This window comes from Ruthenibacterium lactatiformans, assembly GCF_000949455.1.
Taxonomy (GTDB): Bacteria; Bacillota; Clostridia; order Oscillospirales; family Ruminococcaceae; genus Ruthenibacterium; species Ruthenibacterium lactatiformans.
The window spans coordinates 48311-71730 of record NZ_JXXK01000017.1 but is presented as its reverse complement, the minus strand read 5'-3'; the positions used below and the strand labels follow the sequence as shown (position 1 = coordinate 71730).

17 protein-coding genes and 1 tRNA gene are annotated in these 23420 nt (G+C 59.2%); 2 read left to right on the top strand and 16 right to left on the bottom strand.

The features are described from left to right. Nucleotides 1-61 precede the first annotated feature (61 nt). From TQ39_RS12130 to TQ39_RS12090, 9 genes are all read right to left on the bottom strand, one after another. Nucleotides 62-148 (bottom strand) — tRNA-Leu (locus tag TQ39_RS12130). 214 nt (nucleotides 149-362) lie between these two features. Next, entirely contained in the window at nucleotides 363-1520 is a 1158-nt protein-coding gene (locus tag TQ39_RS12125; protein ID WP_050005696.1) for a sialidase family protein, read from the bottom strand. A gap of 13 nt (nucleotides 1521-1533) precedes the next feature. After that, nucleotides 1534-2601, bottom strand: coding sequence for a 4-hydroxythreonine-4-phosphate dehydrogenase PdxA (pdxA, locus tag TQ39_RS12120; RefSeq protein ID WP_050005695.1), 1068 nt, complete (start codon nucleotides 2599-2601; stop codon nucleotides 1534-1536). Nucleotides 2602-2604: 3 nt separating this feature from the next. Next, nucleotides 2605-3504 carry a 4-hydroxy-tetrahydrodipicolinate synthase gene (gene dapA / locus TQ39_RS12115; RefSeq protein ID WP_009325292.1) on the bottom strand — a complete coding sequence of 300 codons (900 nt, stop codon included), beginning with the start codon at nucleotides 3502-3504 and terminating at the stop codon, nucleotides 2605-2607. A gap of 21 nt (nucleotides 3505-3525) precedes the next feature. Beyond that, the gene (locus TQ39_RS12110; protein WP_050005694.1) at nucleotides 3526-4686 is read right to left on the bottom strand and encodes an iron-containing alcohol dehydrogenase; all 1161 of its coding nucleotides are present in this window, start codon (nucleotides 4684-4686) and stop codon (nucleotides 3526-3528) included. A gap of 62 nt (nucleotides 4687-4748) precedes the next feature. Beyond that, nucleotides 4749-6023 carry an SLC13 family permease gene (locus TQ39_RS12105; protein WP_009325294.1) on the bottom strand — a complete coding sequence of 425 codons (1275 nt, stop codon included), beginning with the start codon at nucleotides 6021-6023 and terminating at the stop codon, nucleotides 4749-4751. Between the two features lie 139 nt (nucleotides 6024-6162). Then, nucleotides 6163-7932 (bottom strand): PHB depolymerase family esterase, encoded by a 1770-nt coding sequence (locus TQ39_RS12100; RefSeq protein WP_050005693.1) that lies wholly within the window; start codon nucleotides 7930-7932, stop codon nucleotides 6163-6165. Further along, nucleotides 7929-9614, bottom strand: a complete 1686-nt coding sequence (locus tag TQ39_RS12095; protein ID WP_050005692.1) for a CE1 family esterase — start codon at nucleotides 9612-9614, stop codon at nucleotides 7929-7931. The genes TQ39_RS12100 and TQ39_RS12095 overlap by 4 nt, the downstream gene beginning before the upstream one ends. A gap of 43 nt (nucleotides 9615-9657) precedes the next feature. Further along, on the bottom strand, nucleotides 9658-10899 hold the full coding sequence (locus TQ39_RS12090) for a four-carbon acid sugar kinase family protein (RefSeq protein ID WP_050005691.1): 1242 nt from the start codon (nucleotides 10897-10899) through the stop codon (nucleotides 9658-9660). A 200-nt stretch (nucleotides 10900-11099) separates the two neighbouring features. Between TQ39_RS12090 and TQ39_RS12085 the strand changes: the two genes are divergently transcribed. After that, nucleotides 11100-12884, top strand: coding sequence for a sigma-54-dependent transcriptional regulator (locus TQ39_RS12085; protein WP_009325298.1), 1785 nt, complete (start codon nucleotides 11100-11102; stop codon nucleotides 12882-12884). 51 nt (nucleotides 12885-12935) lie between these two features. Here TQ39_RS12085 and TQ39_RS12080 read toward each other — a convergent pair whose 3' ends face one another. Further along, nucleotides 12936-15278, bottom strand: coding sequence for a glycogen/starch/alpha-glucan phosphorylase (locus tag TQ39_RS12080; protein WP_050005690.1), 2343 nt, complete (start codon nucleotides 15276-15278; stop codon nucleotides 12936-12938). Nucleotides 15279-15493: 215 nt separating this feature from the next. Here TQ39_RS12080 and TQ39_RS12075 point away from each other — a divergent pair, with 215 nt between their 5' ends. After that, on the top strand, nucleotides 15494-16489 hold the full coding sequence (locus tag TQ39_RS12075) for a LacI family DNA-binding transcriptional regulator (RefSeq protein ID WP_242853489.1): 996 nt from the start codon (nucleotides 15494-15496) through the stop codon (nucleotides 16487-16489). Between the two features lie 112 nt (nucleotides 16490-16601). Here TQ39_RS12075 and TQ39_RS12070 read toward each other — a convergent pair whose 3' ends face one another. The 6 genes from TQ39_RS12070 to TQ39_RS12045 all read right to left on the bottom strand — a co-directional run bounded on the left by TQ39_RS12070 (nucleotide 16602) and on the right by TQ39_RS12045 (nucleotide 23410). Further along, the gene (locus tag TQ39_RS12070) at nucleotides 16602-17417 is read right to left on the bottom strand and encodes a NisI/SpaI family lantibiotic immunity lipoprotein (protein ID WP_050005688.1); all 816 of its coding nucleotides are present in this window, start codon (nucleotides 17415-17417) and stop codon (nucleotides 16602-16604) included. A 140-nt stretch (nucleotides 17418-17557) separates the two neighbouring features. Beyond that, a complete protein-coding gene (locus tag TQ39_RS12065) occupies nucleotides 17558-17956 on the bottom strand; it encodes an InlB B-repeat-containing protein (RefSeq protein ID WP_050005687.1) in 399 nt (132 codons plus the stop codon). A 12-nt stretch (nucleotides 17957-17968) separates the two neighbouring features. Further along, on the bottom strand, nucleotides 17969-19060 hold the full coding sequence (locus TQ39_RS12060; protein ID WP_009325303.1) for a galactose/methyl galactoside ABC transporter permease MglC: 1092 nt from the start codon (nucleotides 19058-19060) through the stop codon (nucleotides 17969-17971). A gap of 12 nt (nucleotides 19061-19072) precedes the next feature. Next, on the bottom strand, nucleotides 19073-20575 hold the full coding sequence (locus TQ39_RS12055; protein ID WP_050005686.1) for a sugar ABC transporter ATP-binding protein: 1503 nt from the start codon (nucleotides 20573-20575) through the stop codon (nucleotides 19073-19075). 94 nt (nucleotides 20576-20669) lie between these two features. After that, nucleotides 20670-21794: a galactose ABC transporter substrate-binding protein gene (locus tag TQ39_RS12050; protein ID WP_009325305.1), complete on the bottom strand. Its 1125-nt coding sequence runs from the start codon at nucleotides 21792-21794 to the stop codon at nucleotides 20670-20672. Nucleotides 21795-22282: 488 nt separating this feature from the next. Further along, nucleotides 22283-23410: a DUF362 domain-containing protein gene (locus TQ39_RS12045; protein ID WP_050005685.1), complete on the bottom strand. Its 1128-nt coding sequence runs from the start codon at nucleotides 23408-23410 to the stop codon at nucleotides 22283-22285. Nucleotides 23411-23420 lie beyond the last annotated feature (10 nt).

Below are 23420 nucleotides of genomic sequence, written 5' to 3'. Positions count from 1 at the left end.
ACCATCTTATTACCAAAACGATATACAAAAAATCGGCCCCGTCTTTACAACGAGACCGACCTGGTGCGGATGAAGGGACTTGAACCCACATGAAGTTGCCTTCACTAGAACCTGAATCTAGCGCGTCTGCCAGTTCCGCCACATCCGCATATATGTGAACACGAGTCACCCCGTGATCACGCTTTTTCTGCTGTTCGTTTCCGAATCAGCATGTTAGATTTTATCATGAAACATTCTTCTTGTCAACATGCTTTTGAAAAAAATTTACCGTATTTTTGCGTGTTGCTGAAATGGCACGCACTGCCGTGAAACCGCTTCGCTCCGCGGCAGCGCGCTTTCGGGCTTTCCGCCTGTAAAACGCACTATACCCTGGCGGCTGTCGGGTTGTACACGCCTACAGTTTCACGCTTTTCACCCATAACATCCTGCTCCGAAAACGTCATCCATTTTACACCGCGGCGATTCTGATACGCGAACGCCAGATGCAGCCTGCCGTCCGAAGCCTGCATCAGATACGGGTACTCATACTGGCGGTTGTTGGTACTGTTTTCTGACCCTACAAAACCCTCTCCCAGCTCCATATGGCGAATCATCGGCCATGTAAGGCCGCCGTCCTCGCTGAGGGCCACCGCAACCGGGCAGCGAAGGCCGGGCCAGGCTGCCACACCTGGCTGCGGCGCAGGCGTATGGGTGGGGTTATAGGCAACGGCAATGCGTCCACTTTGCAGCTTGACGGCGCTGATGCTGGAGTTGTTATTGGGCAGGACCGTGGGCACCGGTTCGCTCCACGTATTGCCGTCGTCCAGCGATTCACTGCGATAAATGAAATCTGCCGCACGGCTCCGCATGAACGCCGCGAGACGTCCCGGCGCAAGCTCCACCACATTGGCATGTACACGGCCGTTGCTGCCCGGCATCTCTACAGTGCGCCAAGTACAGCCCTGATCGTCGGAGATCTGAAACGCCGTCGGGTCTCCGGCCAGACCGGATGCGCTGTCGCTGCACAGCCAGTTTGCGAATATCCAGCGTCCACTTGCAAGCACCTGGATGGGCTGGCGGCAGAAGCTTCCCTCCCGGGCAAACAGCACATCCGGTTCGCCCCAAATGCGGCCGCCGTCCGTACTTTTCTGCCGGCGGATGACAGACGTGAACTGCATATTATCCTTGCCGGGCACACGGTCCAGCTGGGCGGTATAAACCGCCCATACAGCGCCGTCCGGCGCGAGAAACAGCGAGGGATTCTGCTCACTGCGTTTTTCATCATGGGACACCTGTACTGGAGCTTCCCATCGTGCGGCTCCTTTGGGCAGGCGGGCGCAAACGATGCTCACATCGCCGCTGCCTTCAAAGCTGCCAGCAAACCAGGCGCACAGCAAACTGCCGTCCGGAGTTTCCAGCAAGGCGGGCGCATGCGCCGTAGCCCAAGGCCCGGGGGGCAGCATGGCCTCCACCGTCCCCATTGCAGAATTCTGATAAACGGTGCCGTCCGGTGTCAGGCCGGGCAAACATGGATATTTCATGGTTTTCTTCCCCTCACTCTTTGATGTTGCGGTTGCGGGCCATCGTGACGGCATATTGAATGGCGTTGAGCAGGCTCAATTCATTCGAAGTGCCTTTGCCTGCCTGGTCGAAACCCGTTCCGTGGTCCACCGAGGTACGTATGATGGGCAGCCCCAGTGTAATGTTTACTCCTTCGACAGCCTTCCACGCCTGTTTTTCCCTGTCATATACAAAGCCGACGGTTTTGAGCGGAATGTGCCCCTGGTCGTGGTACATGGCCACAACGATGTCATACCAGCCGCCCAGCGCCTTGGGAAATAAACTGTCCGGCGGCACAGGGCCGTCCACACACAGTCCCTCGTCCTGCGCGGCACGGATCGCCGGGATAATCTCGTCCAGCTCCTCCCTGCCGAACAGGCCGTTTTCTCCCGCATGAGGGTTGAGCCCTGCCACGGCGATTCGCGGGCGCGGGATTCCGAAGCTTCTGCATGCGCTGTCCGCGATATGAATGACATCCAGTACACGCTGCTTTTCCACACGGTCGCACGCTTCCCGCAGCGAGCAATGCGTGGAAACATGTACCACACGCAGATCGTGGTGCGCCAGCAGCATCGTATATTTCTCGGTGTGAGTATAGTGGGCATAGATTTCCGTATGGCCGTCAAAGTGCATGCCCTCGGGCGCGAGAGCCAAGTTCATGGCCTCTTTGTTCAGAGCGTTGGTGCAGGTGGCATCCACCTCGTCGTCCAGTGCCAGTTCAATGACTTTCCGCACGCACTCAAACGCCGCGCGCCCGCACATCGCGGACACTTTTCCGTATTCAAACCGCGCCAGGTCCACAAGGTCCAGATGGTAAACGTCGATGATCCCCCAGGTGAAAGCCGCCTGCTCCACGCTGTCCACGCGGTGCACGGTCAGCTCCGGATGGCCCAGCAGCACAGCCGCTTTTTCGATAACGTTTGCATCCCCCACGATAAGCGGCCGGCATTCCTCATAGATCGCTTTGTGGAGCAGGGCCTGCACACACAGCTCCGGCCCGTTGCCCGCGGGGTCGCCCATCGTGATGCCGATGACCGACCGCCTTATTTCCGTGTTGTTCATGGGTCAGTGCATCCCCTTTTCCGCATTCTCACGAAGCACCTGCCGCAGCGCGGCAACGCCTTCTTCCGGGAGCTGGTTGAACGGTGCGCGGCATTTTCCCACGTCGTAGCCCAGCAGCGCCACGGCTGTTTTGACGACCGTATTCGGGTTGCCGTATTTGAAGCATGCGCGGAAGGACGCGATGCTCGCCTGATATTCCTGCGCTTTTTCCAAATCGCCCGCGGCAAAACAATCATAAATAGACGCCATGGTGCGGGGGTAAACATTGGCACAGCCCGCCACGCCGCCCCGGCCACCGTTCTTCAGGCAGTCCAAGATCAGGCCGTCGTTGCCGGAAAGCACTGCAAAGCCGCTGCCCCGCGTGCCATCCAGATAAGCTTTCATATTATCCCAGTTTCCCGAGGAATCCTTTGCACCGACGATGTTTTCGATCCGGGAAAGGCGTGCTACCGTCTCGGGCGCAAGAGCATTTCCTGTACGTGCCGGGATATTGTACAGCACGATGGGAATATCCACGGCTTCAGCCACGGCACGGTAGTGGTCGTACAGCTCCTGTTGGCTGGCCGCCGCAAAGCTGGGCGTAATAATACTCAGCACATCCGCTCCCGCGTCTCTGGCCATGCGGGACTGTGCAATGGTCTCCCGTGTGGAAACGCAGCCTGTGCCCGCGTACACCGGCACGCGGCCGTTCGCCTGCTCAATGACCGTCTCCAGCACGAGCTGTTTTTCCCTGCCGTCCAGAATATATCCCTCGCCGTTGGTGCCAAAGCAGAACAGCGCATGCACGCCGTTTTCGATCTGGCGGTCCACCTGGCGGCGCAGCTCGGCGGTATTGATACTTTCATCCGCGTGCATCGGCGTAATGATGGGCGGGATGATGCCCTTGATCTCGATTCTATTCATGTTTTTCCGTCCTTTCCGATGTCAGAGGATCCGGCGGTACAGCGCGCGGGCGTCGTCCGCCGTCACCGGGCGCAGATTGTTGTTCAGAAGCCGTGTCACCTGCATGCCGGCCGCCACCAGTGTCTCCAGATCCGACGCAGACACACCGAATGCCGAAAGGCTTGTGGGTATCTCCAGATGCCGGACGATCTTCTCCAGCCAACGCAGCATAAACTCCGTTTTTTCCTCCTGCGTCACGCAGGTTTTTTCTCCATGTACGCAACGGTCATACGCGGCGGCGAAGCGTTCCGGACAGGCAGGCGCGTTGAAGCGCATCACAGGCGCAAGCAGAATGGCGTTGGATACGCCGTGGGCGATATGATATTTTCCGCCCAGAGGGTAGCTGAGCGCATGGACGGCCGTTGTGCCGCTGGCAGTGATAGCCACGCCCGCGTAAAAGCTTGCGAGCTGCATGGCTGATTTTTGCGATACCGCGTCCGCACTGTCGCACGCAGGCAGGATGTTGTTCAAAATCATATCCAGCGCTTCCAGCGCAAAAGTATCGCTGATGGGATTCGCCTTATTGCTTGTGTAACATTCGATGGCGTGCGCCAAAGCGTCCACACCTGTGGCCGCCGCAATTTTCCGGGGCAGATTTTTGATCATCAGCGGGTCCAGCAGAACATTGTCTGCGATCATCGCGTCGCTGACGATGCCCACCTTCAGCTCCTGCTCCGGCACGGCTACGATAGCATTGGGCGTGGCTTCGCTGCCCGTGCCCGCCGTTGTGGGGATCATCAGCGTGGGACAGCATTTTTTTGCGCGGCCGGGCGCTTCCAGCAGGTCGTGCACGGTCGAGCTGCCGTCCAAAAGCACACCGGCCAGCTTGGCGGTATCCATCACGCTGCCGCCGCCCACGGCCAGAATCATATCCGCGCCCTCGGCCCGGCAGGCATCCACCAGCTTCTGGACCTGGCCGTAGCTCGGCTCCGGCGGCAGGTCATCCAGCACACAGAATGCCGCCTGCGACTTTTGAAGCTGCTCCAGCACGGGGTCCAGCAGGCCGGCGCTGCGGATCCCCTTGTCTGTAAAGACAGCCGCTTTTTTCACAGACGCCGCCTGAAGGATCTCCGGCATCTTTTTCAGCGCGCCCTCGCCGCAGCAGACGGCGCGCGGCATCTTCAAATTACTCAGTGTATTCATGGCGTATCATCTCTCTCCGAAAAGGGCCGGCGGCATGTTCCGCCGCCGACCGCAGGTTATTACTACATGGGGAATACAATCACGCAGGCCCCGCACAGCACCAGAATCTGGATGACGTACAACGGCAGAGTGAACTTCCAGAAATCAACCAGCTTGTATTTGCCCATGCCAAGAATCATAGCAGGCATACCGTCGATGGGCATGATCCAGTTGATCCAAGCGGCGGTGACACAAGCCACAGCCACAGCCGTAGGATCCAACCCCATGCTGACGCAAGCGGAGATGGCGATGGGCGCAAATACGAACAGGGAACCGAAGCTGGCGCCCGTGAACGTAGCGCTCAGGCTGGTGAGCAGTGTGAACACCAATACGATGACAAATGGGCTGACACTGGTACCCAAAGCGCCGGCCACCGCGTCACCCACCATGGCGGTGAAGCCGGAGTTCGCCAGGGCGCCGGCCACGCCGATGACGCCGGCCATCATAAGAATCAGCGGAGAGGCAATATTGTTGCGCACTTCCTTGAAATTGAGGATGCCCAAAACGAACAGTACGGCGGCAATGACGCCGGGGATGGCATAGCCCGGCTCCCCCAGCTTATCCAGGAAGATCATGGCTACGAAGTTGACCACGAAAGCAATATACACAACGATTTCTTTCCACCTGGACAGCTTTTCGCCCTCTGACTTTTGTTCGGAAGCCTGCGCGCCCGCTTCGGCAATGGGGTGGTCCGGCAGGAAGCGGTAACCGATAACCGCCCACACCAAAAACGCGATAGAACTGACAAGCTTGATGCCGGAATATACCAGCAGCGGCACTGCGGTGCCTGTGACGCCGGAACTCTCCAGCAGAGAGGCCACCAAGCCCACGTAAAACGCCATATTCACAGGTACGATGGGGTTGTAAGTGGCATAGCCCAAGGGCATAAAGATTTTTGAAATAGGCAGATTTTTATTGTAGGGGATAGTGGATACCAAGCTCAGCACCAATACATAATAGCCTGTACCGCTCATCACGCTGGCACCCAGCATGACAACGATCAGCAACAGGATGTAGTTGCGATATCCGCCCTTGCTGGCCATATTGAACATCGTTGCCTTGACCTTGTCGATGAGGCTGGTTTTTTCCAACGCCGCCATGACCACCATAAAGCCGGCGATCATGATGACATTTTTGTCCACAAAGCCCGCAAAGGCCTCGGACATGGTGGCGCAGCCCGTCAGTACCAGAAGAACGCAGGCGATCAGCGGCGGTGCGCCGAAGGCAAATTTGTCCGACATGATCATGACGATCATGCCGATCACGATTGCCAATGTAATGATCATTTGAATTGTCATTTGTGATTCACTCCTTCATTCTATTCGCTTTTGCCGTGTTTTCCAATATGCAGATACCATTTTCCACTCCCGTCTTTTCTTTTCCATTCCTCCCATCTGCTGTGATCTCAAAGCGTCCGGCCGTTTCGCAGCGGGCGCGTTACGGGTCGATGTGCAGAGAACCGTCCTTCCCGCGTGAGAACCTTTTCATAAACTGCCAGGCAAGCTCCAGCTGGCGCAGGTCCAGCGCGTGGGGCATACGCTTTGCGAGCACAACTTCAAACAGCGCGGGCTTTCCTTCATCGCGGCTGAACCAACGGTGGTGAAGGAAGCGCCCGTCCGCACAGTCATAAAATGTCTCGTCGGCCGTCAGGCCGGATTCACACGCGGCGGCAGGCTCGTAAGGCGTGAGGGGAATATTGTTGTACGTTTTCCAGTAATCAAAAGAAGCCAACCGCTTGAAGGGATCGTCCTGCGCGGCGGGCCATGTGCCGTCCAGCAGGCCCGAACTCTGGATGAGGGGCATACGGTAGGCAAAGGCAGCCTTTTTCGCATCCGCCCGTACACGTGTACGGGTGACCGGTTCGGAAGGGCCGTCCGGCAAACCGCGGCCGGTGGGCATTTTCCGCAGCATCGTCCACATTTCCGACGCCGGGACCAGATAGCCGGAATTGAATCCGTTGCAAGGGGCTGCCGCCGCAAACAGCTCGGGATATGCACATGCCAGAGCGTTGGTCATCATGCCGCCCATGGAAAAACCGGAGATGTACACGCGGCTTTCATCAATGGCATAGGTCCGCTTCATATGCTCCAGCAGCGCCAGCACAAAGGCCTGGTCGCTGGGCATGCCCGGCTCATCCCAGATGTTCCACGCCTTGTTGCGGGCGGGCTTGGGATATACGACGATAAAGTTTTCCCTGTCGGCGATATCGTGCCAGCCGCTCTGCTCCGCGCCGTACAGCGGCACGCAGCCGATGCCGTGAAAATAAAACACCAGCGGCGCTTTTTCTTTGCTGCCGCGCAGACGGGGCGGTACATATTCGTACCAGGTATGGGCAAAGCCTTCGTTCACGCCGAGGCCCGGGTCGTTGACGTGTGCCACAAAGCCGCGGGCCGTAAAATCCGTGCGCTTTTGATATGTCCCATAGGTGTCGTTGGACCAGCGCCTCGCTTTGCAGAACAGCATGTCCCATGCACGGACCGCTTCCTGCGCGCTGAACGGCAGCTCGGACACGATGTGCCGCACATTTGGGTTTACGGAGCTGGTGTAAAGCACCGCGTGCTCCAGCGGCCGGGCGTCCGCTCCCGTCACTCCGTTCACCTTTCCAAAATAATCTGCGGCGCGGGCGGCTCCGCCGCAGAGATAAGCCACCTGCGGCGCGTTCACGCCGTCCTGCGGGATACTGTAATCCGCAGGGAGCTCCGAGAGCAGCACGCCCGCCACATTCAGGGGCCTTCGCGCGCTCATCGCAAGCAGCAGTGCGCCGGCTGACGGAGAACCGCCGATATAGAAGATCATTCCGATGAACCCGCCGACCTTTCCCTTGCCCTGCGGCAGGGCCATAAAGCAGCGGGAGAGATAGTCCATGTCTTCCGCGTCCCTTTCGCTCCAGCCGCTTTGCCGCGGATTGGGGAAGGCCAGCACAAAATGCTCCTTTTCCGCCAGCGCATCCAAACCATATTCCTGCATGGCCGCCTGGGCGGAGGCTTCGTCCGCGCCATCCCGCAGAAACATGACGACCTGCGTCTGTTTCGCGTCCGGGCAGCCGGAAGCCGGCACATAGACGTACATGCTGCGGTCATCGCCCGCCTTCGTCTCGATGCTGTTCTCCGGCACATTCGCACGTTCCTGCGCACCTTTGACCTCCTCCAGCACCAGACGTCCTCCGAAGGGAGAAAATGCTGTGATCTCGTTCATCGTATCGTTCACTTCAGTCGCTCCTCCTTTTGTTTTGCGCATTCTGTTTCTGTGCTCTCTGTATGCGGCACCGTTTCCACAGCCTTTCCGTTTCCCGGCCTCCGATACCGTCTCATAAATTCCCATGCCGCCCGGCTCTCATCGTGGATCGCTCCGTGGGGCATATTTTTCATCACTGTCACACATACGCGCGGTACGCCCTGCGCGTCCCGGTAGACCGCTGTGCCAAAGCGTTCGCCCTCGGTATACCCACGCGCGGCAGTGTAATGGTTTTCGCCGTTGTATATCGCATCCGGCACAAAGCCCCCGGCCGTCCGCACAGCCGCACAACAGTTTGCCCGGAGCATCTGCTCCAGCAGCGGTTCTTCCGTGCCCCGCGCGACGGGGTCGTTGTCACCCAGATAGATGAAGCACGGCATCTGCCACCCGCCTTCCGCAAAGCCGGGCCAGGTCTCGGCAGGCGGTGCATTCCAGGGTGATAAAGCCGCGAAAAGCTGCGGATACCGCGTGCCCGCCTCCCGTGTCATCATGCCTCCGTTGGAAAAGCCCGTCAGATAAACGCGCTCCCGGTCGATGCCGTAACGGCTGTGGAGCCTGTCGATCATCCGGGCGAATACACCGCCGTCGCGTTCCAGAAACCAGATGTTTTCCGGAGAGTCCGGCACGGCCAGCAGAAACGCGCCGGTCTCGTCCGCCAGCCTGTCCCAGCCGTTTTTCTCCGCGAACATCCAGGCCGGTTCGCCCCGGCCATGTACGCTGAACACCAGCGGCAGGCCCCTGGCCTGCTCCGCCGTCAGCCCTTCCGGCACATGAACGAAAAAGCCGTAGCTGCGGCCCCCGTACACAACAGAATCCAGCGCAAAGCGCGGGGACGCATAAAAGTCCGCACGGCTCATGAAAGGCGTCAGCTTTCCATCCGGGCCGTTTTTCCAGCGGATGACGCGTTCAAAAAGCTGTGAAAAAACCGTGCGCGCCAGCGCAGGCTCCGGGCCGAAGGTTCCGGTCGAAATCCGTACCTGCGCCGCTCCGCCATCCGGCGCCCGGTAGACCGTCGCGGAAATATCATCAAACATTTCTTCACAGCCCGGCCCCTGCGCGCCGTTGCTCCAGTTGAAATAGCGGACAGCCGCGTCCGCCTCCTGCCGTTCACGCACCATCAGCCAGAGGCAGACGGGCAGCTCCCGGTTCAGGGTTTTATAATCCGCGCTCACATTTTCCACGAGCCAGTGACTGGAAGGACGCTCCCCGGGCGTATAATCCTGCGGCACGCCGCCCACGAGCGCCGCCGCAGCAAAAAAGCTTGGACAGGCAGCCGAGGCGTCGCCCAGGAAAGAGGCGCCGTCCTCATATCCCACCGCATAGATCAGTGTTTCCCAACACCACAAATAGCCGCCGCGCCCATACAGGCTTTTCCCGCTTTGGGTCGGAAAGCTGCCGCGCGTGCCGCGGTAGATCTTCATCAGCAGCCCCGCGTCCTCCGCCCGCCAGCCGTGCGGCACGATGGGGAGCACCAGTACCGCCCCGTCCTGCTCTGCGATTTCCCGCCAGCCGGATGCCTGCGCAAAACGTGCGGCGGCTTCATAGCTTGCCGCATCCGCGCCCGGAGCGCAGACATAAAGTGTTTTTACCGGGTCAAAGCCTGCTTTTGTTGAGATATGGCAGTACAGCTCCCGTCCTTCCCAGGCGATACGCATTTTATCTTCTCCTTTTTTCCTGTCCGAAAGGCTGCATGCCCCGTCACACCGCGGGCAGTTCCTTTTTCCATCGTTCCAGAATGTTTTGCAGGTCATAAAACAGTGTCTTTGCTCCAAACCCACCGGATTTGGAAACAAGGTTCCATTGCCGTCCGCCATAGGTGAACTGCGACAGCACCACGCCCGGCGCGACTTCGCACAGAGGCATGATCTCCGTTACATCCAGCTGGCGCATCAGGCCCAAAAGACAATCACCGCCCATGATCAGCACCGTGCTCTCCAGCCCGTCGTCCAGCAGACGCTTGAGCAGCGCGCCCAGCGTATTGGCGATCTGGATGCGGTCTGCGGTTTTGTCCGCGCCCGCGTTCTCCACCGCGCCGCCTGTGTCCAGCACCACCACCGGCTCCTGCGAACAGGCCCGTAACACAGCTCCCAGCATTTCGCCCGCCTGTGCGCCGGCCGCCCAGTCCCGCGAGAGCTTCTGCTCCGGCGTGAGGCTGAAGCGGGGCGCTCCCTGCGCCTCGGCCTGCGCGCACTGCTCCAGCGAGACCGGGTTGATGCTGCCGCAGACCGCGAGCAGACGGCCGCAGAGCGGCAGCGGCGCGGTATCCCGGCAGGACAGCTGCAACAGCCGCGGCAGCACGGATGCAAAGCCCGCGCAGCCGGCCAGCAGTCCGGTCTCGCTCCGGGCCGCCAGCCGGTCGGCGATCTGCGCCATATCCCGGTTCGTCTGAGCTTCATAGACCAGCACGCCTGCTTTGCCCTCTGCGGAACCGCCGCCGAGGATATAGGCGCACAGTGTATCCGTCTGTTCATGCAGAATATCCTCCACACGGGAATGCGTCACCGGCTCAAAGGGGTCCTTTCCAAACACACTTTGGGCAACGGGCACGCCGCCGATGTAGTGTACGCCGCCGCGGGTGACGCGGTCCAGATTCGGGAAGGCGGGCACGAAATGGAGCCTGTCGCCTCCATCCGCTGCCAGCGCGGCGGAAAGCTCTGCCCCGATATTCCCGCGCAGCGCGGAATCTGTCTTTTTATAGATGCATCCGATCTTTTTTTCCTTTGCCCAGCGCACCAGGCGGTAGACCGTATCATATGCCTGCGCCGCCGGAAGGTGGCGTGTCTCGGCATCCACCACGAGCACCTGTGTTTGCGCGTCTGCCTCCAGTGCCTGCAGGCCTGTCCCCACAACGACCTTCGTGGCCGCTCCATAGGAGGCAAACTGTACGCCTGTATCCAGCGCGCCTGTAAAATCATCCGCAATTACAAATAAATGTATCATAGGCTCTCCTCTTATCCCTGTCCGGCGGACCTTTCGTCATTTTCATTATACAGGCGTATTTTTTATGCTGGTATGCAGAATCCCTTCGCAAATCGTTTCATTATGAAACACTTAAGAAAATTTGTTGTGTTTTCTTTGTGAATTCGCTATAATAAAGCAAAAATATGTTTCATTTTTAAACAAAAGAGAGATGAAAGAAAATGCCATCCATCAAAGTACTGGCGATCTCTCCCTATCCCGGGATGGTGCCGCTTTTAACAGAGACCGCGAAAGAATACGACGGCCTGGAGCTGACCATCAGCGTGGGCGATCTGGCCAAAGGGCTGGAGCTCGCGCAGAAAGGCTTCCACGCAAATTTTGATGTGATCATCTCCCGGGGCGGCACGGCCAGACTGCTGAAACAATCCGTTTCGCTGCCGGTCATCGAGATCGGCACCACCGTGTACGATGTCCTGTGCACGCTTCAGCGCGCCAACATTCACGAGGGGCGGGTGGCCATTGTGGGATATTCCAACATCACACAGGATATGGGCATCCTGCGGACGCTGCTGCCATACCAGCTGGACGTATTTACCATACAATCCTCCAGCCAGGCCGTTACCACGCTGCAATACCTGCGGCGGGAGGAATATGCCTCGGTCCTGTGCGATATGGTCACCTACACCGCCGCCAAGGAGATGGACGTCAACGCTTTCCTTATCACCTCCAGCGCCGAAAGCATCCGCGCCGCGTTCGACCAGGCTGTTTTTTTCTGCAGCGCCAACCGCCAGCTGCGCAGCGAAAACCAGTTCCTGCGCCAGCTCCTGCACAAACGCACCAGCCAGACCGTAGTATTCACCCGTGCGGGCAAGCTGGTTTTTTCCACGCTGGAGGACGCCTCCGCAGAGCTGCTGGACATGCTGCGCGAAAAAATCGAGAGCGTGGCCGCCGCGGGACGCATCAAGGTCATGCAGCAGTTCCGCGGGCTGCTGTACAACATTGAAGCGATGCAGCTTCCCTCCGACGGAGAGGCCTATACCGCCTTTTATTTTCTCGCTTCCACACCCCCTGTCGCCGGGGACAAATACGGCATCAGCTACTATAACTGCAGCCAATTGGAGGAGGCGTGCTCCGCCGGTATCTATAACATCACCGGCCTCACCGCCCAATATCATCAAAGCATCCTGCAGGCGGCGGCAGGACGCGCACCGGTGTTTCTGTTCGGCGCCGCCGGAACAGGGAAGGAATATCTGGCGCGCACGATCTACCTGCGCAGCGCGCGTCGCAGCCACCCTTTTATTCAGATCGACTGTAACCTGCTGAGCCGTAAAACCTGGAATTATCTGCTGGGACACCACAGTTCTCCGCTTTGCGATACGGAAAACACGCTGTATTTCCAAAACCTGAACGCGTTGGACGATACGCAGTGGCGCCAGCTTCTGGCCTTTCTGCTGGAGGGACAGACCGCGAAGCACAACCAGCTGATTTTTTCGCGTGTGGAAGCCGGTGACGGGCGCATCAGCGGAGCGGCAATGGAATTCATCAACCGCCTGTCTTGCTTTCCCCTCTGCCTTTCCTCCCTGCACGCCCAACCCGCGCAGGTGGAAACCGCGTTCAGCCTGTATCTGGACCGCCATACGATAGACACCGGCAGGCAGTGGCGCGGCATCGACGCGGATGCGCTTACGCTGCTGCGCCAGTATCCGTGGACGCAGAACTATCTGCAGTTCCACCGCGTGATGGAACGGCTGACGGAACTGTGCACGGATGCACAAATCCGGCTGTCGGACGTTCAGGCCGCCCTGCAGGCGGAGCTTTCCCTTGCGCCCGCCGACGCGGATACGGCGGCCTCCCCCGCCGCCTCTCTCGACCTCTCCCAGCCGCTGGCCCTCATCGAGCGGGAGATCGTCCGAATGGTACTGGAAAAAAGCGGCGACAACCAAAGCCGTGCGGCGCAGAGCCTTGGCATCAGCCGCACCACGCTCTGGCGGATGCTGAAGGCATAAAAAAACGGCATGGAACTTTTGCTCCATGCCGTTTTGCTTTATCCCATGCGTTTACACGTGCCAGATGTCCCGCGCATATTCCAGAATCGTACGGTCGGACGAAAACACGCCCGCGTTTGCCACATTGCGCACACACTTTGCCGCGAAAGCCCGCGCGTCGCGATAGTCCCGGTTGACAGCCAGGCGCGCGTCGCAGTACTCGATAAAATCCCGCATCAGGAAGTAGTGGTCGGGCTTGTGCCAGCTTGCGCCTTCGGTGAGGGAGGCATACAGTTCGCGGAACATACCTGTGCCGCCGTCGGAAAATGTGCCGTCCACCAGGCTTTCCACCACGCGCTTTGCGCGCGGCTCCGCCGCGAGGACGGCGTTCGGGTCGTAGCCGTCCTCCTGCAGACGCGCGATCTCATCGGCGCGGGCGCCGAAGATATATTCGTTCTCCGCGCCGGCCTGCTCTGCAATCTCGATGTTTGCGCCATCCAGTGTGCCCAGCGTCACCGCGCCGTTCAGCATGAACTTCATGTTGCTGGTGCCGGACGCCTCCGTGCCGGCCGTGGAGATCTGTTCGGACACATCCGCCGCCGGGATGATCTTTTCCGCATAGCTGACGTTGTAGTTCTGGACAAACACCACCTGCATCAGGCCGTTCACGTCCGCATCGCCGTTCACCAGTTCCGCCAGCTCGTTGATATACTTGATGATGCCCTTGGCCCGCACATAGCCCGGCGCGGCTTTTGCTCCGAACAGGTAGACGGTGGGCGCGAAATCCGCGCGGGAGATGCGCCCCTCCTTCAGGCCGTAGTATGTGTCCAGAATGGAAAAAGCGTTCAGAAGCTGGCGCTTATACTCATGCAGGCGCTTTACCTGCACATCCAGCAGGAAGTCTGCGTGAAGCCGCACGCCCTCGTGCTTTTCCACATACGCCGCGAGCTGCCGTTTTTTCTCCCGCTTGACGTCCATGAAACGCGCCAGAAACGCAGGGTCGTCCGCGCAGGGTTCCAGCCGCTTGAGCTGGGAGAGGTCTGTCAGCCAGCCGTCGCCCACAGCGTCGTGCAGCAGCGCCGCCAGTTCCGGGTTTGCCAGCGCCAGCCAGCGCCGTTGGGTAACGCCGTTGGTCTTGTTGTTGAACCGCTCGGGATACAGCTCGTACCATTCGTGCAGAGCGGTGTCCTTCAATATCTCAGTGTGCAGGCGCGCCACACCGTTGGTGGAGTGGGTGGCAAAGATGGCCATACGCGCCATATGCACCATGCCGTCCTCCAGGATGGCATAGCGGGACACCTCGCCCATGGGCACGCCCCTCTGCTCCAGCGTGCGGCGCAGCAGCGCGTCTAGTTTTTTCACATACGGATACACCCGGGGCAGCACGCCGCGGAACAGCTTCTGATCCCATTTTTCCAGCGCCTCGGGCATAATGGTGTGGTTGGTGTAGGCAAAGGTATCGTGGGCCACCTGTACTGCGTCGGCAAAACGCATGCCCGCCTCTTCCACCAACAGGCGCAGCAGCTCGGGAATGGCCACTGTGGGGTGGGTATCGTTGAGCTGTACCGCGTATGCGTCGGCAAAATGGGTGAAATCCCCGCCATGGGCCGCGCGGTAAGCACGCACCATGTCCTGCAGCGACGCGCTGGAGAAGAAATACTGCTGCTTGAGGCGCAGGCGCTTGCCTGCGTCGGTGTCGTCGTTGGGGTACAGCACACGGCTGATATCTTCGGCGGCGTCCCGCTCGCGCACGGCGGCGGCATATTTCTGGGCGTTGAACAAATTGAAATCGAATGCCTGGAACGGCTCGGCCTGCCACAGACGCAGTGTATTGACGGTTTTCATTCCGTAGCCGATGACAGGCGTGTCGTAAGGCACGGCGCGCACGGCCTGCCCGCCGAACTGCACGGTGACGGCATCCTCCTCCCGGCGAACGCTCCATGGATCTCCAAAGCGCTGCCAGTCGTCGGCGGTCTCTTTCTGGAAGCCATCCTCAAAATACTGCCTGAACAGGCCGTACTGGTACCGGATGCCGTAGCCGTCCAGCGGCACGCCCTGCGTGGCGGCGGAATCCAAAAAGCACGCGGCCAGGCGGCCCAGGCCGCCGTTGCCCAGCGCCGCGTCCTCGATCTCTTCAAACACGTTCGCATCCACACCCGCGTCCAGCAGCATCTGCTGCACCTCGCCCAGGCGGCCCATGTTCAGCAGATTGGCGTAAACGAGGCGTCCCACAAGAAACTCCGCCGAAAGGTACGCCACGCGCTTGCCCGGCGCGCGCTTCCATGCGTCCGCAGCGAGGTCCAGCGCTGCTTTGGACACCGCGTTGTACAGCTCACGGGGCGTAGCCTGGGCAATGGTTTTCCGGCAGTCGGCCGCAAGCACCTGCCCCGTCAGTATCTGAATATCTCTTTTCATGGAAAAACTCCTTTCCTGAACCGCCGCCGCGGGATAAAAGCAATTTATTTTCGCAAATTTTCGTAGAACACCACCATGTTAGCATTGGATACGGATTTCGTCAAGACGTATTTTGTGATATTTCAATAAAATATTCTTTCTCTCCCATTGCAAAGAGCGGCGGTGCGGGTTATACTAAACAGGATATCGGACAACGAAGGGAGGCGCGGCGCTTGGTGACGATCCGAGACATTGCCCAACGGCTGGGAATCGCGGTGAGCACGGTTTCAAAAGGATTGAACGGCGCGCCGGACGTGAGCGCAGAGACCCGCCAGCTTGTGCTGGACACGGCGGTGGAAATGGGCTATGCGGCCAAGCGTGCCCGCAGGCAGGCACAGCCCAAGGTGTGTGTGCTGGTGGAAAATATGGAATACGCCAACATCGGCCAGTTCGGGTACGAGATCGTGGCCGGGTTCCGGCTGGCGGCCGCGGCACGGGGATGGGCCGTGGATGTGCTGCCCACCACGCCCGAGGCGCAGGCGCGCACCAAATACGGCAGCCTGCTGCTGGAGGGCGGATACGGCGGCGCCTTCATTCTCGGCCTGACGCCGCAGGATGCATACATGCGTGCGCTGGCCGGCACTGGCACGCCCACAGTGCTGCTGGACAACTGCGTTCCCAACGCCAGCGTCGGATATGTGGGCACCGACAGTTGGGAGGGCGTGGAGCTCGGCATGCGGCATCTGGCCGGATTGGGACATCGGAAAATCGCCTTTTTGAACGGCACGCGGGATTCAATGGTGTCTGAGGAAAGGCGGCTGGCTTTCCTGCACGCCACCTGGCTGTGCGGGCTTTCCGCCGACGAACGGATGATGGCCTATGGGTATTATGAACAAAACTGTGCGCGCGAATACGTGCCGCATTTTCTTGCGCAGGGCGCGACAGCCATCCTGTGCGCCAGCGACGGCATCGCCCGAGGGGTGCTGGCCGAGCTGCGGCGTCTGGGCCTGCGCGTGCCCGGGGACGTGAGCGTGATGGGCTACGACGACCTTCCGCTGGCCGCCGGCTGCGAACCGCCCCTTACCACCATCCGGCAGGACAGGCTGGCGCTGGGCAAAAGTGCGTTCAGCCTGCTGGACAGTCTGATGAACGGTGTTGCCGTAAGCAAGGTGCTGCTGCGTCCGCAGCTGATCGTCCGGGAGAGCACCGGGCCTGCGCCTGTACGGAAATAGGCCCGCGGAAAAACAAAAAAGGCGCTCCGCAGCCATTCCGGCTGTTGAGAGCGCCTTTTTTTGCGCCAGCCCTCCGGCAGGGATGCGGCAAAGGGCCGCCCGGATGGCAGCGTCAGGACGCGCCCGGCGCGCGCCGCTCCGCTTCGGCCCGCAGCAATGCGCCGTCCACCTCTACCGCCACAGCCGATCCGCTGTCCGTTCCCTCCAGCGCGTACACCGCGCCGTACACGCGGCTCTCCCGCCGCTGGGCGGAAAGCGGCCCCGGCACCGGTTCGATATGCTCCAGCTCCGCGCGCGTCAGTTCCCGCCCGGTATCCGCATCGAACACGCAGGAGCGGGCAAGCACGCCCAGATATGCGCCCTGCGCCTCCGGCGCAACGGGTGTATCTGTGACAAGGTAGACTGTCTCTCCGCAAGTGAGCCTGCGGCAGTCCTCCGGCATCACCGCAAAGGCCTCCCCGTATCCCCCGGCCTGCCGTGCAAAGCTGAGGACCTCCGCTTCCGGCGGCAGTACATCCGCGGGTACTGCGCGGCGGAATGTGCCGTCCACCATCACGGCCACAGCGCCGTCCGTCGTGCCGGGCAGCGCCCATACGTTCAGCACCTGCACGGTGCGCCCGCCCTCCGGCAGCCTTTCCTCCAGCCGGGCCAAAGCAGAGAAGGAAAGCGTCACACCGCAGGTATCCACGACGCGCCCTTCCCCGTCCACCGCCGCCAGTGTCTGGATATCGCCCAGCTTGCGCCCCACTGCATCACGCGGCACAGCCTCCCGCAGCGTAATATATTCCACCCCGCCGCAGGTAAAGCGTGCCGGGTCCGCCGGGTCCAGCGTGCAGACGTTCTCTCCATCGGCACAGCAGCCCGTCAGAGCGGCCGCCAGCATGAGGACCGTCCACAGGACGGCGCGTATTCCATTTTGTTTTTTCATGTTTTCTCCACTCCTTTTTGCTTCCGCAGCTGTATCCTAACGCGCAATTCTAAGGAAAGCATAAGGGCGGAAAAACACGGCGGCCCTGTACGGAAAACCGTACAGGGCCCTTTAAGCTTTGATTCGGCGCGGCGCCGCATTTACGGCACGGGCTGCCAGCGCGCGTAGAGGTACATGCTGTCCTCCACCGTATCCTGCGCAAAATCCCAGGGTCTGTGCTCACGTTCCACGTCCCAATACCAGCCGTCAAAGACATATCCCTCTTTCACGGGGTCCTCGGGACGCTGGACCAGCTCGCCGTAGCGGCAGGTCTGCGCGGGCACCTGGGAACCGCCGTCGGTTTCAAACGTAACGGTGAATCCGCCGCTGCCCGCAAGAAACACGATGGCAAGCGCAAGCGCGGCCAGACCGGCCAAAATCGCCCCGGTCAGCGCCTTCACGGATATCGTCACGCCGCGGTACATATTGTTCGAGCCGCGGTACCGCGGCTCGGGCGCAGTGTCCCGGAGCGTGCCTTCCGAGCGGTGTTCTTCTTCCATGGCGCCCTCCGGTCACTTGCGTACCAGATACTTGCGCATATCGATGGCGCAGGCCACAAGGATGATCAGGCCCTTGATGATGTACTGCAGATTGGACGAGACACTCATAAACGTGAGGCCCACGAAGATAATGCGCAGCAGCACCACGCCGATGATGACGCCGCGGATCTTGCCGATACCGCCGACGAACGAGACGCCGCCGATGACGCAGGCCGCGATGGCGTCCAGCTCATAGTTCAAGCCGGTGTTTGCCGTATTCGCGCCGATGCGCGCGCCCTCGATGAAGCCGGTGAAGCCGTACATCACGCCCGCCAGCGTGAAAACCAGAATGGTGGTGGCGGCGACGTTCACGCCGGAGACGTTCGCAGCCTCGGGATTGGAGCCTACGGCGAACATGTTCTTGCCGAAAGTCGTCTTGTTCCAGACGAACCACATCACGACGGTGATTACGATGGCATACCACACAAAGTTGGGGATGGGGACCATATTGCCCTTGCCGTCCGGCACCGAAAGGATGCTGCCGGTGATGAGATTGGTATAACTTTTATCCAAGCCGGAGATAGACTGCCCGTTGTTGTTGCCCTGCATCAGGTAAATGAGCAGCGTGCCGTACACGATGAGCTGGGTGGCCAGCGTGACAATGAACGGGTGCAGATTGAACTTGGCCGTACAAAAGCCGTTGACAGCGCCCACCAGCGCGCCGATGGCAATGACCGCCAAGATGACGATGGGCACGGGGACAGTGCCGATGCCCGGGAACATCTTATTGGGGTACTCCGCCATCTGCAGCAGCGAAGCCGCCACGCAAGCCGTCAGGCCCACAACGCGCCCGGCCGAAAGGTCGGTGCCTGTCAGAATGATCGCGCCCGCGATGCCCAGCGCAATGGGCAGATTCGCGGCCGAGAGCGAAACGATGTTGATGATGGATTTCATCGACACGAAGTTCGGGTTATAGACGGCAATGCCGATGATAGCCGCAATAAGGAAGATATAGAGCGAATTATCAATGAAAAACTCGCCCCACCAGCGCCGCTTATCCTCCTTTTCCATGGCTTTGAAGTTTTCCAAGCGCTGCTTGATGGTCAGTTTGGCATTCGTTCCCACAGTGATTCCTCCTTATGCGTATTTGGCGGCAAGCGTCATGATCTCTTCCTGCGTCGTGGCCTTTGCATCCACTTCTCCGGCGAGCCGCCCGCCGGACATTACAAGGATGCGGTCGCACACGCCCAGAAGCTCCGGCATTTCCGAGGACACCATGATAACGGCCTTGCCCTCTTTGGCGAGGTTGATGATGAGCTGATAGATCTCGTACTTTGCACCTACGTCAATGCCCCGGGTGGGCTCGTCCAGCAGCAGCACCTCGGGGTCTGTCAGAAGCCACCGGCCCAGGATGACTTTCTGCTGGTTGCCGCCCGAAAGCGAACGGATCTTCGTATCCTGAGACGGCGTTTTGATGCGCATGGCCCGAATGGACCACTCCGTACTCTCCTCCATCTTCTTTCTGCTGAGGTACAGGCCCTTTACCTTATATTTCTTCAAGCTGGAGATGGTGGTATTCTCCTGAATGTCCAAAATGCCAAAGATGCCCGTGGCGCGCCGCTCCTCGGTGAGCAGCGCGAACTTGTTTTTGATCGCGTCGCGGGCACGGCGGTTCTTCACCTCTTTGCCGTGCAGGCGGATGACTCCGCTTTTGCGGGTAGCCACGCCGAAAATATTTTCCAGCACCTCGGTGCGGCCGGAGCCGTCCAGGCCGGCGAGGCCGACGATCTCGCCCTTATGTACATTGAAGGAAACATCGCGCAGCTTGGAATGCATGGCCGTCAGGCCCTCCACCTCCAGCAGCACGCCGCCGATCTCGTTGTCCTTGGGCGGGAAGCGGTTTGTCAGCTCACGGCCCACCATCAGCTTGATGATGCGCTCCATCGTCATTTCCGCCGCCGGCTCTGTGGCGACCCACGCGCCATCGCGCATGACGGTCACTTCGTCGGAGATACGCAGGATCTCCTCCATCTTGTGGGAAATATAAATGATGCCGCAGCCGCGGTCCCGCAGCATATTGATGATGCGGAACAGGTGCTCCACTTCCTCCTCAGTAAGCGAGGAGGTGGGCTCGTCGAACACGATGACGTCGGAATGGTACGAGACAGCTTTGGCAATCTCCACCATCTGGCGCTGGGCCACGGGCATCGTGCTCATAATGGTGCGCGGGTCCACATGGATGCCCAAATCATCAAAAATCGCCGCCGTATCAGCGAGCATCTTTTTTTCGGACGTGAAGGGCCCCACCGTGGGATAGCGGCCGAGCCAGATATTGTCCATAACATTGCGCTTGAGTGCCTGGTTCAACTCCTGATGCACCATGGCGACGCCGTGTTCCAGCGCCTCTTTCGAGGTTTTGAAGCTGACTTCCTTCCCATTCAGCAGGATCTGCCCGCTGTCCTTGCTGTAAATGCCGAACAGGCACTTCATCAGGGTGGACTTGCCCGCCCCGTTTTCCCCCATCAGTGCATGCACCGTGCCGCGCTTTACCGTCAGCGAAACATTGTCGAGCGCCTTGACGCCGGGGAAGGACTTGCAGATATTTTTCATTTCGAGCAGAACGCTGTTGTTGTTCTCCATTCGGCCTCTCCTCCGCGTAAAATCTCAGATTCAAGCAGGAAGATAGCCGCCCGTAGAGGCAGCTATCTTCCTGCTGTTTGCTTGATCGGGTCTATCAGCCGGTGTAAACGGCGTACGGGATGCGGATCTTGGCACTGGCATCATCCACATTGTAGCTGTCGGTGCCGTCCATCAGGGCCGCGCCGCTGGTGGCGTTCTTGGCAAGCAGCGCAATGGCCGCCGCCATGCCTTCGGCGTCCTGCTTGATGCTGCCGACCATGCTGCCGGCGGCGATCAGCTCTTTGGCTGCATCGGTGGCGTCAACGCCGAACACAGGGATGGCCTTGTCCGCGCTGGCGTTGTAGCCGGCGGTCTTGAGCGCTGTGATGGCGCCCTCGGCCATGCCGTCGTTGTTGCAGATGACCAGCTCGACCATGTTGTTATTGGCCTCGGTGTACTCGGACAGAATCGTCGTCATATACTCGTTGGAAGCCTGCGCGGACCATGTGCCGTTACGGTCCACCAGGAACTTGTCGGCGTTGTTGGCGTCATAGAACGTCAGCGCCGGCTTGCCGGCGGCCTCCAGCGCAGCGTCGCAGTCCTCGACGGCGTACTGGGTGCGGTATTCGGCCTCGGGGTTGGCGTTCTGGCCCTTAAACATGACATAGGAGATGGTGCCGTCACCGTTCAGGTCCACGTCGTCATAATTCGCCAGCAGATAATCAGCGATCATCTGGCCCTGCATGTGTCCGGCCTCGGCCGCGTCAGTGCCGATGAACGCACATTTTTCATAGCTGTTCACCACGGCGTCGGACACTTCGCGGTTGAAGAAGATCACGGGGATGTCCGCTGCCTTCGCCTTGTCCACGATACCCTGCGCCGCGTCGTCGGAGCCTGTCTCGACGATGTTCACAATCAGGCAGGTAGCGCCTTTCGTGATGGCAGTATCAACCTGCTCGGTCTGGGTATTCTGCTGAGAGTTGGAATCATAGTCCTGGTACTCAACGCCCAGCTTATCCAACTCCGCGTCCAACGCGGTGCGGACCGTGGAAATATATGTGTCGCTGTACGTGTAATAGAAAACGGCGATGGAGCCGTCGGCCGCCGCAGGCGCGGAAGCCGGCGCGGAGCCAGAGGTATCCGGCGCTGTGGAAACAGGCGCGGAAGAACCGCTGCCGCCGCATGCCGCCAGAGAAAGTGCCAGGCACGCCGCCAGAAGGATCGCTAGTACTTTTTTCATACGTTTCTCTCCTTTTCATTTGCATTTTTCCCCACACGCCGCCGGAACCTCCTGCAATGCGGCATGTGCGCCGCCGGGCCTCCCGCCGCCGCAGGCAGCAGGGCCCGCGCATCTGCGCAAGGCCGCGCCGCATGGATTATCCATGCAGCAAAATGTGAAGAAGCGGAAGCTATGCTGCTTCCTGCAACGGTTTGATATTATCATCACAATTGTAAAAAGTCAACAAAATCATTTGTTTTGATATCTTTTTTTCATAATTATAAAACAAATAAATTTCCATATTTTCTATAATAAGGTAAAAATTTTCATTATTAGATTATAAACTCAAAAAATGAAAAATATATTTTTATCCTTAAAAATGGATATTTGTTGTATATTTTAAATAAAAACTGACATTTTCATGCTAATTCAAACTGTTTTCTGTACAAAGTGCAGAAAGAAGCTCTGCATAAAAAAGCGGCGGGTATCCCCGCCGCTCAAAAGCTTCTTCATTTGACTGTAATCAGTTCATAGCTGCGTGTGCCCAAACCGATTTTTTCCCCATGCTCCATACACGAGCGCCAATCTGTATTGGGAGAAACATTCGTAAAATGGTCGTGATGGTCACGGGCGCCGCAGGCGCGCAGGTTTTCGTCCAGCAGGCTTCCGGGCATCACGGGCATGCGGTTGCACGCGTCCGCGCACGCTACGTCCAGCGCCACAGGGTCAAAGCTGGCGAACATCCCCACGTCCGGAATGATAGCCGTGTCATTCTCACCGTGGCAGTCGCAGTAAGGCGAAACCTGGTTGACGATATTGATATGGAAAGCCGGGCGGCCGTCCACCACAGCCTTGGCGTACTCGGCCATCTTGCAGTTCAGCTCGTCGTTGGCGGAATCGTTGCCGTTGTATACGGCGTCAAAATTGCATGCACCGATGCAGCGGCCGCAGCCCACACATTTGCCGTGGTCGATGCCCGCTTTGCGGTTTTCATCAAAAGCAATGGCTCCGTGCGCGCAGTTTTTCATGCACACACCGCAGCCCCGGCAAACGCTTTTGTCCACGTCCGGCTTACCCGCGCAATGCATGTCCATCTTTCCTGCGCGCGAACCGCAGCCCATGCCGATATTCTTGATGGCGCCGCCGAAGCCCGTGCTCTCGTGCCCTTTGAAGTGGGACAGCGAAATGAATATATCCGCATCCATCACGGCGCGGCCGATATGGGCCTCCCGGATGTATTCGCCGCCGCGCACGGGCACGTCCACCTCATCCGTCCCCTTCAGGCCGTCTGCAATAATGATCTGGCAGCCGGTGGAAAATGGCGAAAACCCGTTTTCATAAGCCGCTTCGATATGGTCCAGCGCATTTTTGCGGCGCCCCACATACAGCGTGTTGCAGTCTGTCAGAAACGGGCGGCCACCCAGCTCTTTCACGGCGTCCGCAACGGTCTTTGCAAAATTGGGCCGCAGGTAAGAAAGGTTGCCCGGTTCGCCGAAATGGATTTTGATAGCGGCATATTTATCCTGAAAATCGATCTGTCCGATGCCCGCTTTGAGGATCAGCCGCTTGAGTTTCTGCTGCAGGTTCGTGCCCGGCAGCGCACGCATGTCTGTAAAATATACTTTAGAGGGTTCCATTCCTGTTCTC